Here is a 24,764-nt window from a genome sequence, read left to right on the forward strand (position 1 = left end):
TTAGAGGGAGCGAAAGCATTTTGGGCTATCTCCCTCTTTTTTATTCAGATTGTTTGTATTTGCTCTATGAGATATAATATGATAAAGAGAAAATACAGGGGGAGCAACGATGGAATCTGCAATAAATAAGTTGTTTGAATACTATGATAGTATTTTTTTTAATGAAAAAGTTGACATTGATAGAAATGGGAAAATGGGTGCCCATTATGAAGGTTTGATTTTTGATTATTATCTATCAAACTCAATTTTAGGAATTGATTATCTTTCTATAGAAGATTATTTTGAGATGGAGGCAGAAGTTGAGTATTATGAAACTGAAAGCCTATTTGCTCAATATTCAAACCTAGGTATTGAAACCAAGCTAAAGGTTATTTCTGCGATATTAACATTGGTCAATTTTTCTTCATATGAAGAGGAATTAAAAGATACTATTTTGAGGAAATCCAAATCATTTCTCCAAAGATTTGGATTAGAAGTCGAAGTAAATGATAAATATATATCAGTGAAAAATGAGTTAAAACTCTTTGAAGGTTCATATTGTGAAATATTTTTGTTCAATTCTCAATTTTATAAAAAGCAATTAAAAAACAAGTTTATTAATGAAGAAAGTTGGCAAAAGCGTTTTAAATATGAATATAAAAATATGGAAAAATTATCAGAAAGTCCATATGTATTAAAAGTATTTAATTATAATGAGAATAATCATTCATATTTAATGGAAAAATGTGACTGTAATTTATATGACTATTTGGATAAGAGTCCATTTATACATGATGAAAAACTTATAAAGATTATTAATCAAATTGTATATGGAATGATTGAAGTACATATGTCTGGAATAATACATCGGGATTTACATTTAGGTAATATTTTATTAAAGGATCATCATATAATACTTTCAGATTTTGGTTTAAGCAAAGATACAATGATAAATCACAGTTTAAAATCGACGTCAACACCTAAAAACTCTCATTTCTTCATGGATCCGATAGGGCTTTCTGACTTTACAAAATTGGATAAATTAAGCGATATATTCTCAGTAGGTAAAATTATTGATTATATAACAAGAAACAGTGAATTAAACGATAGGTTATCATATGTGATTAGTAAAGCGACTGATAGAGATCGGAATAAAAGATATTCAAGATTAGATGATATGTTGAATGATTTAGATGTTACACTTAAAGATATTTCAGAAGAAGAAAGAATATTGCTTCTTGAAAAGGATATTCAAGGAGGAATTAATTCACCTGACGTAGAGAAATTTGTATTAAGGTTATCAGCTCAAGAACAACTTTCGTACTATATAGTAAATAAACAATTAAATAATTTTTGGAAATTGATCCTTGAATTTAAGGAATCTAATCAAGCAATGTTGCTAGCAAATGTTGAAGAGACATATGCCGCTGCAACAGGCTATGGTCATTTTGAGAATTATGATTTATTTGCAGGAATAATGTACAATTACATACGTAAAGTTACAGATAATAAACTTCAACGTATAGCATATAGGATATTAGAAGGATGTGCTTCATACCGTTATAATGCAAAAGATTATTTAGATGAAATAAATATTTATTATCCAAATCTAGCAAGGAATACATAATAAATGAAAAGTAGGTGAATTTTACATCATAGGGGATGATATCATTTTCATATCACTCTCTCAACTGATTTTAATTATATATCATGGACAAGTATGGTATAATTTGAGCAAGGAATAAAGATAAACAAGATAGTGTAAAGTAGCCTATGAAAACACAATGTCAAAAAAATTAGGCTCAAATGAACCTAGAAAATTGCAAAATATATTTAGACTTGGAGCGCCGCCACCCTTGACAGCATGCCAAAACAATGCTGCGTAATATTTACCGACGGCGAATAAACTCAAGAACAGATAATCTTTCGTGCCGTCTTTACAGCATTGTAGCATTGTATTTGTCCTGCCATCAAGGGCAAGCCCTTGCGGGTGGCTGTGTTACCTCTGGCTCTAAAATCTAAGAACAGATAGAAATCAAGATGCAGGATTTTCTTGCATATTAAGAATAACCTGTTGTCCTAAAAAGATAAGAAGTTGCCATTTACCAGGCATATTACTAGCATCCTTAAGCATCTCGACTTCATTTAAAGGACGTTTCCATTTGTGAAGTTCATGAGGACGCAGGAAGTTATAGTAAGCAACCCAAAGGTTTACACCGTAATAAGCACCATCATCAGTACCATAACCACAAGTAATGCGGTAAGAAGCTTTGAATGTGCGGTTAAGACGTTCAATCTTCTGTTTAAAATGGCGGTACTCTTTAGATACAGCATCATCATTAGTCAGACCAATAACTTGAGTAACGTCAAAATCCCAGTTCTTTTCAATCTTAAATTTTTGAGCAGCCAAAGGATATGCACTGTAACCATCAGATATAAATTTTAAAGCTTTACCAGGAAACTCTTTAAATTTATCAAAAGCCATTCTCATGGTAAGTATACAAGGACCAACATCACGGCTTTTAGAGACTTGATAACCAAGAATAGAGCGAGAAACAGTATCCATAATGAGCCAAAGATAACCTTTGAGCCCCTTAATCTTAATATATGTTTCATCAGCAGCTAAGTTATTTGAAGGATTGTAATCGAAGGTATCTACAAAGGGTTTAATAATAACAGAGGCAGTTCTTGCATAATTAGCAACCATTGTGTGTGAAATATTGATATTATGAATTTCACGCATAGCTTCAGCAGTTTTACGAAGGGAAAGCCCAAGATTGACATGATAAGTTAAACAAAGCCCCATAATATGAGCATTGTTCTTTCTGTATTTAAAACTAGTAGCCCAAGAAGGTAACGCATTTAAATCCATAGAAAAGAAATCTAGGGTGAATTCACGATAGATATAATGAAGCTTGTATTTATACTTTTCACTTGGATCTAAATCCTTAGGAAGTAGCTTTAAATTGCTCCTGTAGTAAGAACAATTTTTATTGACGCATTTATGCACAATAAAGTGTTTACGGTCTTTTTTAGCAACTAAAGCATGTCCACAATAAGGACAAATAAGAACTAAAGGAGAAGTAGCTTGTTCACCTGTAATAAAAGTTTGACCACAGACTTTGCATTGGAATTGGCCTTTACCACCATTGTTGTCGTAAATATATTTGTGGGAAGCACCACATAAAGGGCATACAGTCTCTTCGGGTATAGTTTTACCGTTACGACGTTGAACAGGCTTTATAGGCTTATCATATCTCCAAAGATAGTATTCAAGTAGAAAGCAGTAATCCTGCTTAAAGAACTTTTTAATTATTGGCAGTTTATCTATTTTAAATTTTTGATAAGAAGGACTTTTAGAATCATCAAAAGCCCATTGTTTAAGAGGAATATATTTTGCTATAAATAAAGTTAATTCATAAATTTGATTAAGTAAGTATTGATTATATATAAGTAAATAAGATATAATTTGAGACATAACAATGACCACCTTTCTATTAAATTTGTTGTGTCGTAACTCAAATTATAACAGAAAATAGGGGGTCATTGTTTTTGTTTTATAGAAAACTATGTAACCCTTGATAATATAAGGTTTTAATAAAAAATAGGAGTGTCAAACTTGACACTACCATAAACAAAAGGGAGGAAGCTTTATGAAATTTAAATTATTTAATAGTGAGGTAGAAATTGAAAATGTTAATTATGAAGAATCAATTACTTCACCTCATACGGGAGAAAAACTTGAAAAAATATATTTTGACTTAGATATTCAAGGAAAATCAATGAATGACATTGTCCAAAATGAAATATCTAATATTAAAAATGGTGGCGTATTTAGTTTAAATGAGGATGGCAATAATGTTAAGGAGTATAGATTGGTAAAAAACCCTTATAGCTACAGCGGTAGTTATACTGATGAGGACACAGTATATTCTTATACTTTGTATTTAGAAGAGGTGGAGAGACTAAACATCGATGGCTTAATAATAGGTGATTTGGAAGTTTTCCCATATGAGTATAAAGAAGAACATGACGAAGATAAAAACGCTATAATTATTACTGCAAAAGTAAAGTTGACAAAGAAAGAATCAAAAATCCTAAGAAATAATGATAGGTATTTTAAAGTGATAAGAAAAGGGATAAGCAACAAAGAATTAGAGATGAGATTTGGTGTACCATTGTGGTCAGAGGAAGAGAATCGTATAAAAGAAAGATTGATTATAGTTGAAAAGATATATGATGAAAATAAATCGAAAAGTGGTTCTTTATTTCAGCCAGAGATGAGCAACATCCAAAACAAATTGGCTTATACGGAAAACTTAAATGCTGAACTAATTAATCTATTATTATCAAAAGAGATATTAACATCTGACGAGGTGGAAAATATTAAAGAAAAAGCTGAATTAGATATTAAAAATACATGGTATGATTTTTATAAAGTGCAGGATATAGATAATTTTTAAATAAAATTTTGTTCATGCTCATTAGGAATCATTGATAAATGTGTTTTTGGGAAAAAAACATGAATTTTCATTCTGAGTCAAATATAGCAGATTATAGACGATTTAAACAGCCTATATACTTTATCCTATTAACATAATATCAAAACCGCTACACAAGTAAAAAACCAGTTTTATACTGGTTTTTTTGATTGCTAGAAGAGTTACACTCCCAAATAAACTAACAAAGTCATCCCCAAAAAACTCTTTCACCTAGGGCATCATATTTATTTGCTTATGTTTTCAGCTTTAGGGTCAGTAACTATTTCATAATCGCTCATAGAAGATATTGTTATTATAATCGTATTAATAATATATTTTGTACATCACAACTATTATTAGCAAAACAAAAGACAATAGATTAGCTCCATATAAATATCTTGAATTTCAAGATTGCCAGGTTCAGACTTTAGAGCTAACCCAAACATACTATATCTAATGATACCCTGGGATGAATTAATTCAAACAACATGTAAATCTGATTAAATACTTATAGTTGATATCATATGATACCTTTATTATTTTACCATCTATATTTTATTATACTCTTACGCTATTTTTCTTTTGTTGAACGAGGCTATATGATTTAATATAATTCAAGAGTACTAATCTAAAGAGTATTATTTTTAGAATATAACACTACAACAAGAAAAGATGAGAAATAAATTGACATTGTTCGTGGTAGAGAATATAATTATTCTCGAGGTGATAACTATGAATTATATTTCAGCACAAGAAATTGCAGATAAATGGGGGATATCGAAGCGTAGAGTTCAGGTACTATGTGCCTCTAATAGAATAAAAAATGCTAAAAAAATTGGGAATATGTGGGTTGTACCAAGTAATGCAGCTAAACCGAAGGATGCTCGTTATAAAGGAACTGGCAAAACAGCAGTAACAACTAAGCAGATAAGCCCTATTAAAAAAGCACGAAGAGAAATTAAAGCAATAGCAGATAAAATGTTTAATTCTATTGTTAACGAAAACTATTCTGCTGAAGATTCTAAACATATATCCGTTTGTTTATTTGCTACAGAATTACTAACCAACATTCTAACACAACGTTCAAATACTGTGAATCATAAAATAGTTAAAAATGTTGTAGCATCTACTTTAGAATGCGATATTGAAATACCAGATTGTTTAAAAGAAAAATTTTCTGGAATTATTTATAAGTTTATTTCAAATAATTCATTTTGTATTGATGATGCATTAGCGTGGTTTTATCAGTATACAAACAAATTAAGTGATAATACAGGAATTTCTTCAACACAGTTTTTTACAGAAAAGTACATGATTACTGCACTTGTAGATTCAATCGACGTTTTTACAGTTAATGGTAAAATTCTTGATCCAGCCTGTGGTGGTGGAAATTTTTTATTATATTGTTTTGATATTCTAGCTAAAAAAGATATCAGTAAAAATGATTCAAAATTAGAAGTACAGTCAAAAATGAAAAATATACTTTCTAAATTATTTGGTTATGAAATTGATGTTTTTTTAGCAGCAGTCGCATCATTTACATTAAAAATTAAAGCGTTGCTAACATTGGACTCATATGGACATCAAATTCATATTTCAGACTTTGAACAGTTTGAACCCAATATTTTTTACTCTGTCAATCATTCATATATAGGTGCATTGGATTGCAAAAAATCGGAGCATAAAGTATGTAAGGTTGGTAATAAGCAGATAACTACAATGGAAACAGTATTCAGTAATGTAGATTGTGTTTTGACAAACCCTCCTTTTAAGACGGTTAAAGGTATGTCTGATAATCTTAAGCAGTATTTGAAACAATATTATCCGGATTCGAAGTGTGATATGTGTAATGCTTTTATTAGTTTAACGAGTAATATATTAAATAAAAATGGCAAAGCAGGTCTAGTAACACAAAATAGTTGGATTTACCTTGATAGTTTTATTGATTTTAGAAGAGAAATTTTATCAAATTCTTCTATTAAATCAATTATTGAATTAGGCTCAAATGCTTTTTATGATTTATCTGGAGAAAAGGCGAATATTGCATTATTAACATTCGAGAAATCCAATTACGAAAATGATAATTTTATAAAATTAACATCCTTAAAAAATCTACCGCAACAAAAGTATGAACAATTACTTAATACAAAATCTAACATAGAAAATTATACACGTAGGGTATCGCAGTATGAAATCCTTAATACAGAATCTGTTCAATTTGATATGTTTAGTTCGAAAGGACTCAGGGATATTTTAAAAAATTCCTCAACGTATGGAGAATATGCTATTCCAATGCAAGGAACATCCACTGGTAATGCAAAATCTTTAATTGATTTTTATTGGAGGCATATTGGTGATTCGGATTGGGTTCCAGTTAGCAAAGGAGGAGGCTACTCTAGATGGCAAGGATTAAATTATTATTGTGTAAAATGGGGAACGGATGGTGAGTTTATAAAATCACAACCTGGCTCAGCTATTAGAAATGCAGCATATTTCGAAGAAACAGAGTTAGTATTTAGTGATACAGGTACAGCTGGTTTGAATGTTAGGGTCCTTTTACCGGGTCAACTATTTGTCGCATCTGGACCTGGTATTCGTTTGAAATACGGTGATATATATTCACATTTAGCATTTTTAAATTCTCGATTTACTTCATATTTTATAAGACTACTGTCCCCAAAACTAACAATAGCGGCTGGATATATTGCAAAACTCCCTGTAAATGAGAAGCTTCTTATTTCGCCATCACTGGCAAAAAATGCAGAAATGTGTTTAGTAGAAAAAAAGAAACGAATATCCAAGAGACCTATTAATATAGAGTTCGATCTTAAAGATTACCATAGCGAAAAAGAAAGTATTTCTGAGTGTTCTTACGAATGGTTTATGGAAGATATCAATAGTGAGTGGAAGCAATTATGTCATGAACAGGCTATTGAAGATGAAATAGAGTATACTTTTGAATTATGTAAAGAAGATATTGAAACTATAGAAGACCAAGTTGGTAAAAAAATAGTATATTCATTACCTGAAGAAACTATATCTGTTGATGACATTGAAAGTGCTTTAGTTTCATCACTAGATACAAACTGTATGATTTCTCGAACACGGGTTGGAAAAGCTAGCCTAGGCTGTGATGGTATAATAGAGTATTTATCACAAAAAACAGGATTTTCTTGCGAATCCATATACAAGACTCTTAAAAGGAATAATGTTTTTAAAGGCAAAATTGAGACCTTGTATGTTAATTTTTTTCTGCACTCAATTGTTATTAATGCAATAGGGATAGGGGAAAATCTTCTGGATGGTCAGCTTTCGGTAAGCGACTTAACAAATAAGGTTTTAATAAACAATCAAAACTTAGAGTATGAAAGAGTGATGATTACCAAATGGATAACAAATTCATTCACAAAAACACATAAAACGGCTTTTTTAAATAAGCCCTTATATGCCTATTCAAGAGAGTCAGATTCAATAATAAGTATCGGGGGAAAAGAATTTGAATAACATTGCAATTATCATAAACAAAGGGTTTCTTAACTCTAGTTGTAATATTTTGAATAATGACTTTTTAAATGTTAGAGAGGTCAGGAGAACATGGTTTAATCTTAACTATCTTTTCTTTTCAGTTTTAAATCACTCAAGATTATCAAATGAGGATTTAAATAAGAAAGAATTCTCTATTGCAGTATCTGCTATGAACAAAATGGATCTATTATCTAATAATGCAGTTCATTTTTTTAAACAAAATCAAAGGAATATAACTCAAACATTTAGTGGAATTTTGGATAATTGTAAGAAAGAGTTGTCTAATATAGATCTATCTTTATTACATGAGTACTTATTAGGTATTGAGTTAAAAATACAACCTACATGTATTTCTATCGTAGAAGGAAAGAACAATAAAGATATTACAGGTGCTTACTACACTCCGTCTGATTTAGCTCAGGCAGTTGTCGAAAAGGCTTTTAAAAAATATGAAGAAGACAATGGTTTGATTAATAGAAAAATTAGTATAGCAGACTTATCATGCGGAGGAGGTGAATTTTTTAGAGCTGCACAGACATATATGTATAAAGTCTATAAAATTGAACCCCATGACAGTAGTAAATTCTTTTGGGGTATAGATGTTGATCCTATTGCATTACAAAACACAATTTGTTACTTGCTTTCCAAATCACGAAAAAAAGATTGGGAAGAAATAATAAGTCATTTTATTCTTGGAAATCCATTAGTAACAGGAGGCGAAGGTTCATTTGATGAAAAATGTGATATGTATGCCACTGGAAGAATATATTCTCCTTTAATGGGAATTGATTTTTTTGAAATGCACTCTAACCTTCAATTTGATATAGTAATAGGAAATCCTCCTTGGGAAAAAATCCGTTTTGAGGAGAGAAAATTTTTTGCTAACCTTTGTCCCGATATTTCTAAAATCTCTAAAAAAGATAAAAGACGTATAAAAATCGAAGAACTAAGCACCAAGTGGCCAGAAGTTTTTATTTGGGCTAAAGATGTGAATGATGACTATGCCGCAATGAGTAGTTCGAATTTTACACATCCTAAAATAAAATATACAGTTGCTGGTGAGCTAAACACATATGCTCTATTTACTGAGTTGGCATTTGAACTAACCAAACCATCAGGCGTATGTTCATTAATTATAAAAAGTGCATTGGTAACCTCTCCATCTAATAAGAAATTTTGGAATATGATTGTTACTGAAGGGTTTTTGGATTCAATATATCTATTCGATAATAAGAAGAAAATTTTTCCAATTGATTCAAGAGAAAAATTTAGTGTGATTACTTTAACTCATACTTATACATCAAAGTTTTCTTTCATGGCTGGCTTACAGTCTGCAAATGAAATGGCGACTAAGAGTTTTTCGTTGGTTTCCAGCAATGATTTAAAAATAATTAATCCATTTACTAAAATGTTTCCTAATGTAAGTGATACAAAGGATATGCAAATTCTTATAGATACCCATAACAAACTGCCAATATTTGAAACCGTGTATCCTGAATGTCACTTTGGAAGATTGATTCATCTAACAGCACATGCTAATTTTATAGATACTGTACCGTCTGAGACGAATGTTCCTATCTATGAAGGGAAATTTATAGAACAGTATGATGCTCGATTTTCAACATTTGATATGGTAGAAGATGAAAAAAGATATTCCGCAAAGGCTTCTTCACTTAAAAATATAGATACTGGCAACGGTAAGCCTCTCCCTGTAAGTAGATATTTTGTGCAAAAAAGCTTATGGGAAAAATATGAATTGCAGTATCCAGAAAATTACTCTCTATGTTGGCGTAGTCTAACATCTAGTACAAATGCTAGAACAACTTTAGCGATGATATTGCCAAGATGTCCTACTAGTCAGTCTATACAATTGCTACAAACCGAGAGTGAATTAGATTTACTAATGTTACTAGGACTATTTAATTCAATTCCATTTGATTACTTTGTTCGCTTAAAAATGCCGGGAATTGATTTAACACAAAGTGTAATTAAGCAGATTCCTGTTCCGCCTAAGACTGCATATGAGCAAAATATAGTGTTTTTAGATGAAAAAGCTTCTTTAGAAACACATATATTATCTCATTTGTACTATATGTTAAGTAATGAGCCATTAGTTTCAAAATTATTAGAAAACCTAGCCTATCCAATTTATGAAATTGATTTTAGCTTTAACCGTTTGATAGTTAGAAAAAATCTAGATAAATTATTTGCACAGGCTTACGGATTAAGTGAGAGTTCACTAAAAAAAATTATAAAAACATTTCCTAAATATTGAAAAAATGATACGGTTAATATCCGTATCATTTTTTATAGTAGTCCAAATAGTTTGGAATTTCTTCCTGAGCCATTACGAGCTACAACATAGCTTTGAGATTTTAAGTTTTCAATCTGGTCTTCTTCTAATACTGATAAAGAATAATAATCAGTTCGTATTTTTTCGAAAATCATTATTTTGAAGCGCATCCAGTCATCCCCATGAACTTTGTGTAACTTAATGGTTCCATCTGAATTTTGTCCTCTTAATTGAATTCTCCAAGAACCGTTATCAGGAGCAAATTTAATAGTACATGGAGTATAATCTATTCCGTTATAATTAATAGTTATATCTTTTGATATTGTGCCATCCTCTGGATCAATATCAAAAAAAGCAATACCGCCAAGCATGAACTCTGAATTATCGGTTTCATATCTACTTCCGGCTGCAGATCCTCCAGATATGGACCCTAACTTAGATAAATCGAGAATATTTCTTGATCCACCAGTCATAGCTCTTGTTTCAAACCAAATTCTTTCCGAAGCATTTGTTTCTACAATTTCTTCAGTTGCTTGTACAGGTTGTGCATTTCGAGGCGGGTGAATAATTGCACCAGTTGGTACGCGTTGTATTCTAGGTGCTTGCACACCAGCTTGGGTACCAAAAAGAGGAGTTTGGGTGATTCCATTTCGAATATTTCGCCTTCTATTTATAGACAACATTTGTATACGTACCTCACTACGAATATAATCAGCTTCTAACAGTTCTATTAAGTCATTTTCAGATGTAATTTTTTTTGAACATTCGTATGCGTTACTACTATAATGAGCAATTAAGCGATTCAATGAATTATTATATTCTTGTGCAGTAGAATCGGCATTATTGACTTCGAAACAATTGGCACTTTCAAAATTTGTCCAAAGTCCACCACTTGTAAAATTGTTAGAACCAATAGAAAACCACGTTTTTGTATCATCACTTAAAGTATATATTTTTGAATGAAATGTAGTGGCAGGATTCTCTGAATGAATGATGTAAAGAGCGTCACATAAATTAAATAGATTTAATAATGCTTCATAAGAGGTGCCATATAAATCAATCCCAATGAAGGCTTCAATGTACCCCCCTTGTTGCGAAAAATGCTCCATTGCAGGCTTTAACCTCAATACTCCGCTGTTTTTTGCAAATGCAGAAAAAATAGTAAATTTGGTATAACAATCTTCTTCTAATTTTGAAATGATTATATCACCAAGTTGACCGTCAAATGGTTGGTTAAGAATTGACATTAAATTATCCCCCTAACATGATTTTAATGTTATTATACAAGCTTTAATATTAGTATACAAGGTACGTATGCCTAATTCATAGATTAATTGTAAAATAAACTGAGAATTTCATTAAAAGGAGATTCATAATTACGAATTAATACTGTTGTCAATAAAGGAGGTGTTTTCATGGCAACAACCCGCTTAATTTCCATGCATCGAAACAAAGGAAAGTCTATTGCCCGTTGCCTTTCAGACCGTATAGATTATGCATTAAACCCTGACAAAACCCATAATGGTAAATACGTCAGTTCTTATGAATGCGACCCCAAAACAGTAAATGGAGAATTTCTTTTATCTAAGAAAATCTACACTAACATTACAGGCAGAGAACAAGCAAACGATGTAATAGCTTATCAAATACGACAGTCTTTTAAACCAGGTGAAGTTGCATCAGAGCTTGCTAATAAAATAGGCTATGACTTAGCCTTAAAGTTTACTAAAGGAAATCATGGATTTATTGTAGCTACTCATATAGATAAAGCTCATATCCACAATCATATTATATATAACTCTACCTCTTTAGACTGTACAAAAAAGTTTAGAGATTTCTTAGGTTCTGGAAAAGCTGTACGAAAAATATCCGACCGCCTCTGTCTTGAAAATGGACTTTCTATTATTGAAAATCCAAAGCATGGGAAAAGCCATTATGGTAAATGGCTTGGAGATAAAAAACCTATTACTCATTCAGAGAAATTGCGAAACACTATAGATGAAATACTTTCAAAAAATCCTACAGATTTTGATGTTTTCTTATCACAAATGGAACATTCAGGTTACTCTATTAAGCAAGGAAAATATCTTGCCTTTAAAAACAATGATCAGAAGAAATTTATCCGTTTACGTTCTCTTGGAGAGGGTTATACAGAGGAAAAAATCAGAGCAGTTATTAATGAGAAAAAACCTTTTGCTAATAGGAAAACAGCAACTGTAAAATCGCAATCTCTTGTTAATCTTTTGGTGGATATACAAGCAAAATTGCAAGCAGGAAAAGGTGCCGGATATGAACGATGGGCAAAGATTTTTAATTTAAAGCAGATGGCACAGACCATGAATTACTTAACAGAAAATAACTTGCTTGACTATAAGAATTTAGAGAAAAAAGCACAAACTATAACGGATAATTTTAATCAATTATCGATTAAAATTAAAGATGCTGAAAAACGTATGACAGAAATAGGAAATCTTAAAACTCATATCATCAACTATTCAAAAACCCGTGATACTTATACTGCTTATCGTAAAGCAGGGTACTCTAAGAAATTCTATGATGAACATACTACTGATTTACTTTTACACAAAGCTACAAAGGCTGTTTTTGATGAAATAGAAGGAAAAAAATTGCCTACAGTTAAGGCTCTGCAAGAGGAATATTCTGTACTGCTTTCCGAAAAGAAAAAGGCTTATGCAAAGTACCATTCTATAAAAAAAGAAATGAAGAACATACTGACTGCAAAGGCAAATGTTGACCGCCTTTTAGGGGAGGATATATCGGAGAAAGAAAAAGAAAAACACAAAGAACAAAGGTAATCTTGATTATGATTTTTCAGCTCCCAAAGGGAGCGTAGCCACACAATTTATTGTGTGTTCAATGGGGATTGGGGATACTCCCCAACAAGCAGATTTGGCAAAAATTCCGCAAGGGAATTTTATGCAAAATCGCAAGGTGTGTACCACCTTGCCCTGCTTGCCACACCACAATATAATACAAAAGAAAAAGAACGGTTAATTTTCCGTCCTTTCCTCTGATTTGGCTTCTTTTATTCCTTTTGCGGTAGCAGTCATAATAACTAAATCTTTACTATCCATTTCATCGATTAGGCTTTCAAGTTGTCTACGTAGTGATGATTTCTTTGCTTCTTTATCTGGAAAAAAGAATTGGTCTACCGATACATCTAAAATCGTGACAAGTTCATAAAAAATTTGTAGACTTGGATGCTGTCCACTGTTCTCAATAGATGCAATATATCGAGGAGCAATGTTCATTATATCCGCTAATTGATTTCTTGACATTCCCTTTGCATTCCTTGCTTCCTTTATCGCTTGACCTAAAGCCTTAAAATCATACTTTTCTATATTTCGCTTCATAATTTATATCACCCTACTACATCTTACTGTTCATATTTTTCCTTGGATATGAGCATATATATCATATGATTGACATATATAAATCATAAAAACTCTTGTTATTTCCTATATATGTATTTAAATTTAGATATAGGAAATAAAGTCTTAATAGTTATGGATTGTAAAATGTTATATATTATGATGAGGAAAAATTTCGAAGGATTAGCCTGATAAAAGAATGGTTGCCGAAAAATTAAAGCTAGAGATAGTACGCACGATAAACTTGTTTCATTTTTATGAGTATACATATCATGCAAATAACTTAAATAAATCATTGTATTCTTGTTATTATTCAAATTGCCATATATAATATAAAATGTAACAAATACAAAAGTGGGCTAATCTGTTGATACAAAAAGAGAATACAATACTAATATTCTACGTTTCATTTTTATGGATGATACTAAAACTATAGAAAAGCCTATAGATAGTCGTTATAAAAATTACTATATTAATATTGATAAGTAATTGGAGTTTATGGAGGTGATTAATATAAAAAAGATATTGATTATAGAAGATGATCTGTCTTTATCCAGTGGCATTGCTATAGCCTTAAAAGACAATGAACTTTCTTTTGTGCAAGCGCAAGATTTAAATTCTGCTCGGATACAAATTAAAAATACAAACTTTGACTTAATTATATTAGATATTAATCTACCAGATGGAAATGGCCTAGATTTTTTGAAAGAACTGCGAAGAAACTCTACCATTCCTGTAATCATATTGACTGCTAAAGATATGGAGACAGATGTAGTTACTGGTCTTGAATTGGGGGCTGATGATTATATAACCAAACCTTTTAGCTTGATGATTTTACGTGCAAGGGTTCAGACTCAATTAAGAAAAGTTGATTCAATTACTGTCGATCAAATACAGCTTGATAATTTTAAATTTGATTTTGTTAAAATGGAATTTTTGAAAAAAAATGCTTCGATTGAGCTTAGCAAGACTGAGCAAAAACTGCTACGCATTTTACTTGAAAATAGAGGCCATACACTAACGAGAGCATGCCTAGTGGATGCCATTTGGACAAATAGTGCTGAATATGTGGACGAAAATGCTCTTTCAGTTACAGTTAAACGTCTACGAGATAAATTAGAAGATATACCATCCTCTCCTCAGTATATTAAAACTGTTTATGGTATAGGTTACACTTGGGTGGTGACATAATGGATAATTGGATTTTTGTTATTGTAATATCTGTTTCTATTTCAGTTTCCACTGTCATTTTCGTTATTCTATTATACCGTAGAAAAATGCGAAGAATTTTAGATTCACTGAACAATATGTTGGATAGAGCCATAGATGGAGATTTTACTGAATATTCTCTCGATGAGTCTGCCTTGTCAGCAGTGGAAGCAAAAATGGATCGATTTTTATCTTCATCATCTGTATCTTCTAAAAATCTAGCTGCAGAAAAGGAAAATATCAAGATTCTTATTTCAGACATTTCTCATCAGACGAAGACGCCTATTGCTAATATTATTTTGTATGCACAGCTTCTCGGTGAACGAGATTTGCCAGAAGATTGTGAAGTTTATGTAAAAACACTTTCTGAGCAGGCGAAGAAGCTAGATTTTCTTATCAGTGCATTAGTAAAAATATCACGTTTGGAGAGTGGTATTATTACTGTTCAGCCGCAAAAAGGTAATTTGCAAGATCTACTTGAAAATGCAATCACTCAGATTTTTCCTAAAGCAGAAGCAAAAGAGATTGACATTCAAGCGAAATCAACTGACGGTATAGCCTATTTCGACCCAAAATGGACAGTCGAAGCCATATACAATGTTCTCGACAATGCGGTGAAGTATTCACGATGTCATAGCATCATCAAAGTTAGTGTTAAACATTATGAACTTTTTTTTAGGATTGATGTAACTGATCAAGCTATGGGAATCGAAGAAGATGAACAGAGCAAGATATTTACCAGGTTTTATCGTTCCCCAATGGTAAGTACTAAAGAGGGCGTAGGAATTGGTTTGTTTATATCAAGAGAAATCCTCACAGCTGGTGGTGGATATATTAAAGTTGCTTCAAAGCCAGAGCATGGCTCTACTTTCTCGATTTTTCTTCCAAGGGATAGTAGATGAATCTTTCAAAACTGTTAGATTTGGGAAAGAATCTAGAAAGAATACTTTGTTATACTGTCTGTATCATAAAAAAATGTGATACAGACTTTTTTTAGGAGAGTGAGCATGATTATATTAAAAACAATGAAATTAAAAAAACATTATGAAAACGGAGCAACAATCGTCCATGCTTTAGATGGGGTGGATTTAGAAATTGAAAAAGGTGAGTTTGTTGCTGTAGTAGGAAGCTCAGGAAGTGGAAAGTCTACTTTGCTTCATATGCTTGGAGGCCTAGATAGTCCAACCAGTGGAAGGGTGATGGTAGATGGTAAGGAAATCTCCACATTGAAAGAGGAAGAACTGACAATTTTCCGACGCAGGAAGATCGGCTTTGTGTTTCAAAGTTTCAACCTTGTTCCAGTGCTGAATGTATATGAAAATATTATCCTACCTATCCAGTTAGATGGCAATAAACCAGATAAAAAATATGTCAACAATATTATACAAACATTGGGACTTAAAAGTAAACTACAAAACTTGCCAAGCCAACTTTCTGGTGGAGAGCAACAACGTGTAGCTATTGCAAGGGCACTAGCTATAAAACCAGCTATTGTACTTGCAGATGAACCGACTGGTAATTTGGACAGTAGAACCAGCCAGGATGTGGTAGGACTTTTGAAAGTAACTGGAGAAAGATTTGGTCAGACCATTGTTATGATTACTCATAATGAGGAGCTCGCACAGCTTGCGGACCGTATTATCCGTATTGAGGATGGAAAAATCTCTGGTGGTGTTGCGATATGATACGAGTGAGAAACAGAGGAATAATCCGTAAATTAGCATATAGGGACTTTGACAGATCAAAAGCACGAAATATCATTGCTATTACTGCAATTGCCTTGACCACACTTTTATTCACCAGTCTATTTACCATGGGGTCAGGCATGATGATAAGTATGCAACGTGCAGATATAATTATGTCTGGTGGTGATGGGCATGCAGAAATTAACTATCTATCTGATTTGGATTATAGCACAATAAGTGATCATTCACTGATTAAAGAAATTGCCTATTGTAGGAAGCTTGCTGATAGTGTTAATAATGCGCCACTTATTAAGAGGCAGACAGAGTTTTGGTATTATGACGATGTGGGATTGGAGTTTAAATTTATCGAACTTTCGGGAGGGTATAAGCCGAAAGAAGTGGATGAGGTTATCGTTGATACGGCGACGTTAGAACTGCTGGGCATACCTCAAAAACAGGGGTCTCCGCTGACACTGGAACTTACTGTTCATGGAAAAGATGTTACACGCAATTTTGTGCTGGCTGGATGGTGGGAAAGTTATCCTGGTTTGCCATTAGGAACTATAGTTGCTTCTAGAGCTTATGTCGATGCACATTTAGGAGAGCTGCAAAATACTTATTATCAAAACCAGTTAGAGACAGGAATTATTACTGGTATCTTAAAGTTTGAAGATGCTAAAAATATTGAGAATAACTTAAAAACGGTGGTAACTGAAAGTGGATTCTCCATGGATATAAACTCATCAAACTATATAAATGCAGGAGTTAACCCATTTTATCAATCTATACGTACAACATCAGGATTAGGAACGATATTTGCTCTTACTTGTGCCTTATTGCTATTTGTATTCACAGGATATCTGATTATTTATAACATCTTCCAGATTTCTATCTTGCGAGACATTAGATATTATGGACTTCTTAAGACCATTGGAACTACAGGACGTCAACTTCGTACTATTATAAGGAAACAGGCATGGGTATTATCCTTAATTGGCATTCCACCTGGGCTTTTTGGTGGGTTTTTCGTAGGAAAAGCACTAGTACCGGTGCTAATGGCACAGTCTAGTTTTACAAGCAATGTAGTGGATGTATCCCCAAACCCTATCATATTTTTGGTAGCAGCAGTATTTTCATTAATAACTGTATTTATTAGTATACGTAAGCCAGAGAAAATGGTGGCAAAAATATCACCTGTTGAAGCAGTTCGCTATACTGATGCTAATGCAACTATTGGTAATAAAAAAACGAAAAAGTCTTTTAATGGTGGTACTCCTAAAAGAATGGCATGGGCTAATCTTGGGCGAAATAAAAAGCGTACTGTACTAGTAGTACTAAGTCTTTCTTTAAGTGTAGTGCTAACTAATACGGTTTTCACATTTACACAGAGCATAGATGCAGATAAAGCTCTTAATAATACCATGGATTCGGATTTTCGCATTGGCCATTCAGACCTATTCAATTATATGTATAGTGGCAATAAAGAAAGTGCTCTCAGCGAAAGTTTTATCGCTGCTGTAGAAGAACAAGATGGAGTTGAAGCAGGTGGACGTCAATATGGATCTCCGACTACCTATACAAGTGAAACTACAAGACAATCATATAATCAGCGACAAGATGGTTCATTCTCTACAAATATATATGGTCTTGATGAATATTCATTTTCCCGTCTGAAAGTAGTAGATGGTGAAGTGGATGCAGAGAAACTTGCAACAGGAGAGTATATTCTAGAGGGGGTCTGGACAGATACCCGTGGCAATATGGATACAGATAGTATGAATCATGATATCGGCGATAAAGTTAGACTAGATTTTGGAGGAAACATTCGAGAGGTAATAGTACTTGGTCATGTTATTGCAAACGAAACAAATACTTATGATTGGGTCGGTTCTTGCTTCTTTCTTTCTGGAGATATATATAACGAATTTACAGAAGGTAATTATGCAATGAGCTACGTCTTTGATGTGGAAGAGGATAAAGAGATAGATATGGAAAACTATTTAAAGTGGTATACTGATAAAGTTGAGCCTACCATGAATTATAAGTCTAAATTCACCGTTATCTCAGGCCTCACAGATATACGTAATACAATTATCTCGATTGGGGGCACACTCTCACTCATTATTGGAATCATTGGTATACTGAATTTTATTAATTCCATTTTGACCAGTATTCTGACACGCCGTAAGGAATTTGCTGTACTGCAAAGCATCGGTATGACCAGAAGGCAACTTATGATAATGCTTCGCTTAGAAGGATGCTACTATGTGGCTTTGACCGCAGTATGTTCAATCCTGTTAAGCCTCGGAAGTTCATTATTTATCGTACGACCACTATGTAACCAAATCTGGTTTTTAAACTTTAATTTTAATTTCTTGACAATGGTAATAATTTTGCCTCTATTATTCGGGTTAGGTGTTTTGGTTCCCAATATTATGTACTATGTGACAAGACGGCAGAGCATTGTAGAACAGTTACGAATTGATGGGTAAGTTGATGAATTGCTTCTACGAATTTAAAAAAAACGATACTAAAATAATTATGAAATTCTATATATACAAAATTTTGGTGAAATCTTTAGTTTTAACTGGGGGAACAAGATGAAAAAAATTAGGAAGTTAATAATGGTCGCTTTTATATTAGTGATTATATTAATTAGCAAAGACAATATAGTCGATCTAATTAATCCCATAATAGGTGATTATGAAAGTAAATACATCTGTGTTATGGATAGAGAAAACAAGGCTATAATATATGAAAAAAATCTTAAAAATAAGGCCTATCCTGCTTCCCTTACAAAGATAATGACGACTATTGTAGCCCTTGAACACATCGAAGATTTATCTGCAATAGCACCAATAGATATAGAATCATATAGAGATATGGTTGAACAAAATTCTTCAATGGCTGGTTTTTTTGGCAAAGAGCAAGTTACTTATAGAGATCTTCTATACGGAACTATGCTCCCATCTGGAGGTGAGGCAGCTAACTCATTGGCAATTAATGTGGCAGGAAATATTGAAAATTTTGTCGAAATGATGAATGAAAAAGCAGCAGAACTTAAATTAGAAAACACCCACTTTACCAGTCCAGAAGGTTTTCATGATAAGGACCAATATACTACGGCGTACGATATGGCACTCTTACTAGACTATGCCTTAGAAAATGGTCATTTTAAAGTGATTTTCACCACAGATAGCTATGAAACCACAAAAACCTTAGATTATCCTGATGGCATAATCTTAGAATCCACAGTTTTATCAAAACTCGATGAAACTAATCAAGACGGGTTTACAATTATAGGAGGCAAATCAGGTACTACCTATGAAGCAGGACAATGTTGGGCAACACTAGGCATAAAAGATGACCATGAATATATAGTTATTGTCATGGGTGCCCCTATAAATGATATAAGTAATCCTGATTTGAAGCAGCGTGACGATACTATCAAATTATATTCAAGAATTAAATAAGTTTTAAATACTTACGAAGTGATTTTTGTTACATTCAATTAAAGATTATACAAAGATAGGAAAGGTGATTTAATCTGTATTCTAATTATTGTTGCCTAAGTGAAAATAAAAACCGTGGTTTCAACGGTTAGTCCTACATAGATTATAAAACTCAGATGTGAAGCGGCGGTTTTGAAATAACAATCAAAGCCGCCTTTTCCTTTTCAAAAAATGAATTTTCGGAGGTTGTATTAAAGTTAGCCTTTTTAGGGATACGGCGGTATCAAGGGAGGTATCGCCGTGTCTGTTTTTAATTGTCATAGAGCACACAGATTCTATCCATTAAAAAAAGCCTACATCCCCCAAGAGGATATTACTGCCATACATATGAACACACACATCATCTAGTAAACTCAAACAGTTCCACCAATGCTCGACTGTATTTTCAGTCGGGCATTTTTGTGTCTTTTTTTAAATTATTTCAAAAGATTTCTCAAAAGTTTGGCAGTTTTCCAATTCTCACCGTAATAGTGGTGAAAGGGAAACAGCGGAGTCACCACCCGAAAGGGGGTGAGAATGTGAAATCTAACAGTCATGAGCAAGACAAGCGACATGCCTTTGACAGCTTTTGCAAAAAGATACTCAAACATGAGGCAAGGGATTATTATGATGAGGTGAAACGGCAACGTGGTCGAGAAACAACTTTTTCAGATTTATCAGCAAAGGAAATGGAACAGCTATATACAGAGGATAAATACTTTGTTATCGAACAGGTTTTTAATGTTTTAGGTCTTGATGTTATCGTTACTGATGGTGTTATTGCAGATGCATTAGAAAATTTGTCAGAACGCAAGCGTGATATAATCTTGCTTTCCTATTTCCTTGAATTGTCTGACCGAGAAATTGGGGACAAGCTGAACATGCTGCGTTCTACTGTACAGTACCAAAGAACGAGTACACTGCAACAGCTAAAAAAAATTATGGAGGGAGATATCTATGAGCAATAAGAAAAGAAATAATCACCTTCTTTCCTACCCTGTTATCGTATTAGCTTCTGATGGCGATGTGGATGCTATCAATACCGTTCTGAAACATTATGAAGGGTACATAGCTGCATTGTCTATGAGGACATTTTACGACGAAGGTGGTAATCCGCATTTATGTGTAGATGATGTATTACGCCGTAGATTAGAAACTAAACTGATAACCAAAATCTTAACTTTTAATGTGGCTTAATAGATAAAACTTTGGAGAAGTATGTCCCCCCTTTCCGTACTTCCTATTCATAGTTATTAGATAAAAGTTCCTTGACAAAGAACGCAGGTCAGATAACGGCTTTGCAGCATAAGTAAAACGGATACATTCCATTTATATCGAGCCAAGTGGCTGATACGTCATGACCTCTGTTTAGAGTGAGCGAACAATATCAAGCTGCAACGCAAATATGGCAGTTTGTTAGGCGAGGACATATAAATGGGATAATGATACTCCCCTATAGCCACCGTCCGAGCGTTAAAAGCGTCGCAGGCAATGGGTAGGGTTTCGGCAGACCGTCGAAAGGGTGCAATTCCCGTGGAGCTGTGCCAACAGCCGTCCGTTTAACCATATAGTTTTTAAGAAAGAGTTTAGCTGGAAAGGAGATGAAAAAGCATGAGTGACTGCGTTATGCGTGGAGATATTTTTTATGCCAGCCTGAGTCATGGAATTGGTTCAGAGCAGAGAGGATACCGACCAGTCCTCATCATTCAAAATAATATAGGTAATAAGTTTAGTCCAACAGTTATCGTAGCAGTAATCACAGGTAAGGTTAACTACAAAGCTAGATTACCCACCCATTGTCTACTAAACCTCTCTTCTGCATTATCAATTCCATCAATGGTCTTGTTGGAGCAGATCATTACAATAGATAAAAGACGTTTAAAAAAATATATAGGTAGAATAAGCGAAAAAGAAATTACCTTTATCAATAAGGCTCTCTCAGTCAGTGTAGGATTGGAGGGCCTATAATTATATTCTTTTCTATCAAAATATAGGATTGGATGCGATTGAAGAGAAAATCGACATAATTCACATAAAGTCAGAACCTATTTATACTTGAGGTATGTATTCACGGAGGTGTTTACAGATGGAAAATATTAGACCTGAAGAAAAAAGGACTGAAATAAAAAATCTTGCTCCGAAAAAATCAATCAAATATTCGCAATCGAAAGAATATGACACTTTCATTAACATACTGGCAACTGTGGTGGAAAAGTACGGAGTTGATATTTTAGAAGAAATAGATTGTGCTGTGTAATTTCACAGCACATTACATAAAAAAGTTTTCCATCTGTTTGCCTAAATAAAAGGAGGTTTTGATTATGGGTAGAAGTGGAATGAAATGTGTTTTGTATCCTCGTGTCAGTACAGAGATGCAGGTTGATGGATTTAGTTTAGATGGTCAGCTAACCAGTTTAAATCGCTTTGCAAACAGAGAAGAAATGGTAGTGGTAGATATTTATGAAGATGCAGGAAAGTCAGGAAAGTCCATTGAGGCTAGACCTGCTTTTAAGAAAATGCTATCAGATATCGAAAATGGCTTACAGATAGATTATGTATTAGTATATAAACTATCACGTTTTGGAAGAAATGCGTCTGATATTTTAAATTCCTTAGAGTTCATACAATCTTATGGAATAAACCTAATATGTATAGAAGAAGGGATTGATTCATCACAGACAAGTGGAAAGCTACTAATATCAGTTCTTTCTGCTGTGGCTGAAATTGAAAGAGAAAATATCATTGAACAGACAATGAATGGACGTAAAGAAAAAGCAAGGCAAGGTGGGTGGAATGGTGGATTTGCTCCTTATGGTTATTATTTAAAGGATAAGATGCTTTTTATTCAAGAAAAGGAAGCCGAGGCTATTCGCCTAATATATGATAAATTTGCAAATACAGATATGGGGTATGGTGGAGTAGCACAATATCTTAACTTTCAAGGTATTGAAAAGATTCAAAGACAGAATGGAAAACTTAAAGAATGGAGTGGCAGTTTTGTAAGGCAGATTTTAGACAACCCTGTTTATTATGGAAAGATTGCTTTTGGCAGAAGGGCAAGAGAAAAGATAAAAGGTACAAAAAATGAATATCGCCAAGCTTGGCAGGAAGATTATATTTTAGCTGATGGAAAACATGAAGCTATAATAAGTGAAGAATTATGGAATAAGGTTCGAGAAAAGCGAATAGAAACAGGAATAAAGCAACCCTCAAAAATAGGTAAAGATCGAGTACATTTATTATCAGGTATTTTAAAATGTCCTATCTGTAAGGGACCTATGTACACCAATAAACATGCCTGGACAAATAAAGACGGTACATACAAAGAAGTGTATTATTATGTATGTAGCCGTAAACGAGCAGTTACAGGTAGAAGTTGTACTTATAAAGCAATGTTGAAGAAAACAACAATTGAACCCCTTGTAATTGAGTCTATTAGAGAACTGGTCAGTAATGAAACATTTGCAAAGGAAGTTAAGGCAAGAATAGGTACCCAAATCGACACTACAACAATTGATAAGGAAATAAAAAATTATGAATCTAAACTTAGGGAGGTAGATTTGAATAAATCCCGTTTAGAAAATGAAATCGACACCCTGCCAGAGGATGCCCGGCATCGTGATAGAAAACTACATGATATGACTATTCGCTTAAATGATCTGTATGATATAATGGTTGAGTTAGAAGAAAAGATTGAGGATGGTAAACTAAGGCGGAGATCAGTTGAGAGAGATGCAATTACACTGGATAATGTTTATAAACTAATGATTAACTTTGAAAGGGTATACGATAAAATTAATGATGAAGAACGAAAAGCTTTAGTATCTTCCTTGATTAAAGAAATTCAGATATATCCACGTGGTGAAACAGAAGTGCCACTAAAGTCTATTTCCTTTAATTTTCCTGTATATAAGGACGGGGAGGAAGTGCAAGAACTTTTGTGGGACAAAGATATGCACGTTGAGAGTATAATTCTGATGACGTATTGTGGTTTGGAGGAGAAGGAATAGGGTTAGGCCACAATATGTAGTGGTTTAAGGGCGGAATTTGGTTAAAAAAAGGGTGAAAAAACACCGTTTTTTGACCCTTAAAAACAGGGCGTTTGACAGATGACAAGATAAAATTGAGAAAACAAGGAGTTAAGGATATGGAAATAAGAGTTATTAAAGAAAACAATATTGAAATTGCTATTGTAAATAGTGATGAGATTTTAATAACAGATGTACAATCAGCATTGGATTTTTTTGCTACAGTAGATTATGAAACAGGATGCAGTCGTATGATAATAAATAAATCATCAATATGTAAAGAGTTTTTTGATCTAAGCACCAAGATAGCAGGGGAGATATTGCAGAAATTTATAAATTATCGAAAGAAAATTGCTATCATAGGAGATTTCTCTATATATACAAGTAAGAATTTGAAAGATTTTATTTATGAATGTAATAAAGGAAAAGATATATTCTTTGTATCAAATGAAAAACATGCTATCGAAAAATTAAGTATGGACTAGTTTTTATGATAATCAATATTATTTATATATTGTAATTTAAGTATTATTATATTCAAATAGATAAATTTGAATTTATGGAGCAATCTGGTAATATGTCAAGATAAAAAAACAAATAAAAACAAAAGAAATGATTAAAAAAGGGCAAAATTAATAGAACCTCTTAAATTCAAAGAAAAAAACAGGATAGAGAGAAAAA

General features: G+C 32.9%; 19 protein-coding genes. 16 read left to right on the top strand and 3 right to left on the bottom strand.

All coding sequences use genetic code 11. From position 1 onward, the window contains the following. The first annotated feature begins 109 nt into the window (after window positions 1-109). Window positions 110-1,606 carry a protein kinase domain-containing protein gene (locus H8707_RS00285; protein ID WP_262428142.1) on the top strand — a complete coding sequence of 499 codons (1,497 nt, stop codon included), beginning with the start codon at window positions 110-112 and terminating at the stop codon, window positions 1,604-1,606. A 408-nt stretch (window positions 1,607-2,014) separates the two neighbouring features. On the opposite strand, the gene H8707_RS00290 is transcribed toward H8707_RS00285, so the two are convergent. Further along, window positions 2,015-3,457: a DDE-type integrase/transposase/recombinase gene (locus tag H8707_RS00290; RefSeq protein WP_262428143.1), complete on the bottom strand. Its 1,443-nt coding sequence runs from the start codon at window positions 3,455-3,457 to the stop codon at window positions 2,015-2,017. 175 nt (window positions 3,458-3,632) lie between these two features. On the opposite strand from H8707_RS00290, the gene H8707_RS00295 reads away from it, so the two are divergent. The 3 genes from H8707_RS00295 to H8707_RS00305 all read left to right on the top strand — a co-directional run bounded on the left by H8707_RS00295 (window position 3,633) and on the right by H8707_RS00305 (window position 10,260). Next, window positions 3,633-4,442 carry a hypothetical protein gene (locus tag H8707_RS00295; RefSeq protein ID WP_262428144.1) on the top strand — a complete coding sequence of 270 codons (810 nt, stop codon included), beginning with the start codon at window positions 3,633-3,635 and terminating at the stop codon, window positions 4,440-4,442. 750 nt (window positions 4,443-5,192) lie between these two features. Beyond that, window positions 5,193-7,964, top strand: a complete 2,772-nt coding sequence (locus tag H8707_RS00300; protein WP_262428145.1) for an Eco57I restriction-modification methylase domain-containing protein — start codon at window positions 5,193-5,195, stop codon at window positions 7,962-7,964. Then, window positions 7,957-10,260: an Eco57I restriction-modification methylase domain-containing protein gene (locus H8707_RS00305; RefSeq protein WP_262428146.1), complete on the top strand. Its 2,304-nt coding sequence runs from the start codon at window positions 7,957-7,959 to the stop codon at window positions 10,258-10,260. Before H8707_RS00300 ends, H8707_RS00305 begins: the two co-directional genes overlap by 8 nt. 32 nt (window positions 10,261-10,292) lie before the next feature. Here the strand turns inward: H8707_RS00305 and H8707_RS00310 are convergent, their stop codons facing one another. Next, window positions 10,293-11,525 (bottom strand): phospholipase D family protein, encoded by a 1,233-nt coding sequence (locus H8707_RS00310; protein WP_262428147.1) that lies wholly within the window; start codon window positions 11,523-11,525, stop codon window positions 10,293-10,295. Window positions 11,526-11,693: 168 nt separating this feature from the next. On the opposite strand from H8707_RS00310, the gene H8707_RS00315 reads away from it, so the two are divergent. Continuing rightward, window positions 11,694-13,094, top strand: a complete 1,401-nt coding sequence (locus H8707_RS00315) for a relaxase/mobilization nuclease domain-containing protein (protein WP_262428148.1) — start codon at window positions 11,694-11,696, stop codon at window positions 13,092-13,094. Window positions 13,095-13,289: 195 nt separating this feature from the next. Here H8707_RS00315 and H8707_RS00320 read toward each other — a convergent pair whose 3' ends face one another. Beyond that, the gene (locus H8707_RS00320; RefSeq protein ID WP_262428149.1) at window positions 13,290-13,652 is read right to left on the bottom strand and encodes a helix-turn-helix transcriptional regulator; all 363 of its coding nucleotides are present in this window, start codon (window positions 13,650-13,652) and stop codon (window positions 13,290-13,292) included. A 543-nt stretch (window positions 13,653-14,195) separates the two neighbouring features. On the opposite strand from H8707_RS00320, the gene H8707_RS00325 reads away from it, so the two are divergent. The 11 genes from H8707_RS00325 to H8707_RS00375 all read left to right on the top strand — a co-directional run bounded on the left by H8707_RS00325 (window position 14,196) and on the right by H8707_RS00375 (window position 24,568). After that, window positions 14,196-14,861 (top strand): response regulator transcription factor, encoded by a 666-nt coding sequence (locus tag H8707_RS00325; RefSeq protein WP_262428150.1) that lies wholly within the window; start codon window positions 14,196-14,198, stop codon window positions 14,859-14,861. After that, a complete protein-coding gene (locus tag H8707_RS00330; protein ID WP_262428151.1) occupies window positions 14,861-15,781 on the top strand; it encodes a sensor histidine kinase in 921 nt (306 codons plus the stop codon). The genes H8707_RS00325 and H8707_RS00330 overlap by 1 nt, the downstream gene beginning before the upstream one ends. A 105-nt stretch (window positions 15,782-15,886) precedes the next feature. Then, the gene (locus H8707_RS00335) at window positions 15,887-16,564 is read left to right on the top strand and encodes an ABC transporter ATP-binding protein (RefSeq protein ID WP_262428152.1); all 678 of its coding nucleotides are present in this window, start codon (window positions 15,887-15,889) and stop codon (window positions 16,562-16,564) included. Continuing rightward, window positions 16,561-19,056, top strand: coding sequence for an FtsX-like permease family protein (locus H8707_RS00340; RefSeq protein WP_262428153.1), 2,496 nt, complete (start codon window positions 16,561-16,563; stop codon window positions 19,054-19,056). The genes H8707_RS00335 and H8707_RS00340 overlap by 4 nt, the downstream gene beginning before the upstream one ends. Before the next feature lie 108 nt (window positions 19,057-19,164). Further along, entirely contained in the window at window positions 19,165-20,037 is an 873-nt protein-coding gene (locus H8707_RS00345) for a D-alanyl-D-alanine carboxypeptidase family protein (RefSeq protein ID WP_262428154.1), read from the top strand. 557 nt (window positions 20,038-20,594) lie between these two features. After that, entirely contained in the window at window positions 20,595-21,023 is a 429-nt protein-coding gene (locus H8707_RS00350) for an RNA polymerase sigma factor (protein WP_262428155.1), read from the top strand. Beyond that, a complete protein-coding gene (locus H8707_RS00355; RefSeq protein WP_262428156.1) occupies window positions 21,013-21,252 on the top strand; it encodes a helix-turn-helix domain-containing protein in 240 nt (79 codons plus the stop codon). The genes H8707_RS00350 and H8707_RS00355 overlap by 11 nt, the downstream gene beginning before the upstream one ends. Before the next feature lie 414 nt (window positions 21,253-21,666). After that, entirely contained in the window at window positions 21,667-22,023 is a 357-nt protein-coding gene (locus H8707_RS00360) for a type II toxin-antitoxin system PemK/MazF family toxin (protein WP_262428157.1), read from the top strand. Window positions 22,024-22,141: 118 nt separating this feature from the next. Then, window positions 22,142-22,312 carry a hypothetical protein gene (locus H8707_RS00365; RefSeq protein WP_262428158.1) on the top strand — a complete coding sequence of 57 codons (171 nt, stop codon included), beginning with the start codon at window positions 22,142-22,144 and terminating at the stop codon, window positions 22,310-22,312. Window positions 22,313-22,376: 64 nt separating this feature from the next. Further along, window positions 22,377-24,065 (top strand): recombinase family protein, encoded by a 1,689-nt coding sequence (locus tag H8707_RS00370; protein WP_262428159.1) that lies wholly within the window; start codon window positions 22,377-22,379, stop codon window positions 24,063-24,065. Between the two features lie 137 nt (window positions 24,066-24,202). Next, window positions 24,203-24,568: a DUF4180 domain-containing protein gene (locus H8707_RS00375; RefSeq protein ID WP_262428160.1), complete on the top strand. Its 366-nt coding sequence runs from the start codon at window positions 24,203-24,205 to the stop codon at window positions 24,566-24,568. Window positions 24,569-24,764 lie beyond the last annotated feature (196 nt).

This window comes from Paratissierella segnis (assembly GCF_014385195.1).
Taxonomy (GTDB): domain Bacteria; phylum Bacillota; class Clostridia; order Tissierellales; family Tissierellaceae; genus Paratissierella; species Paratissierella segnis.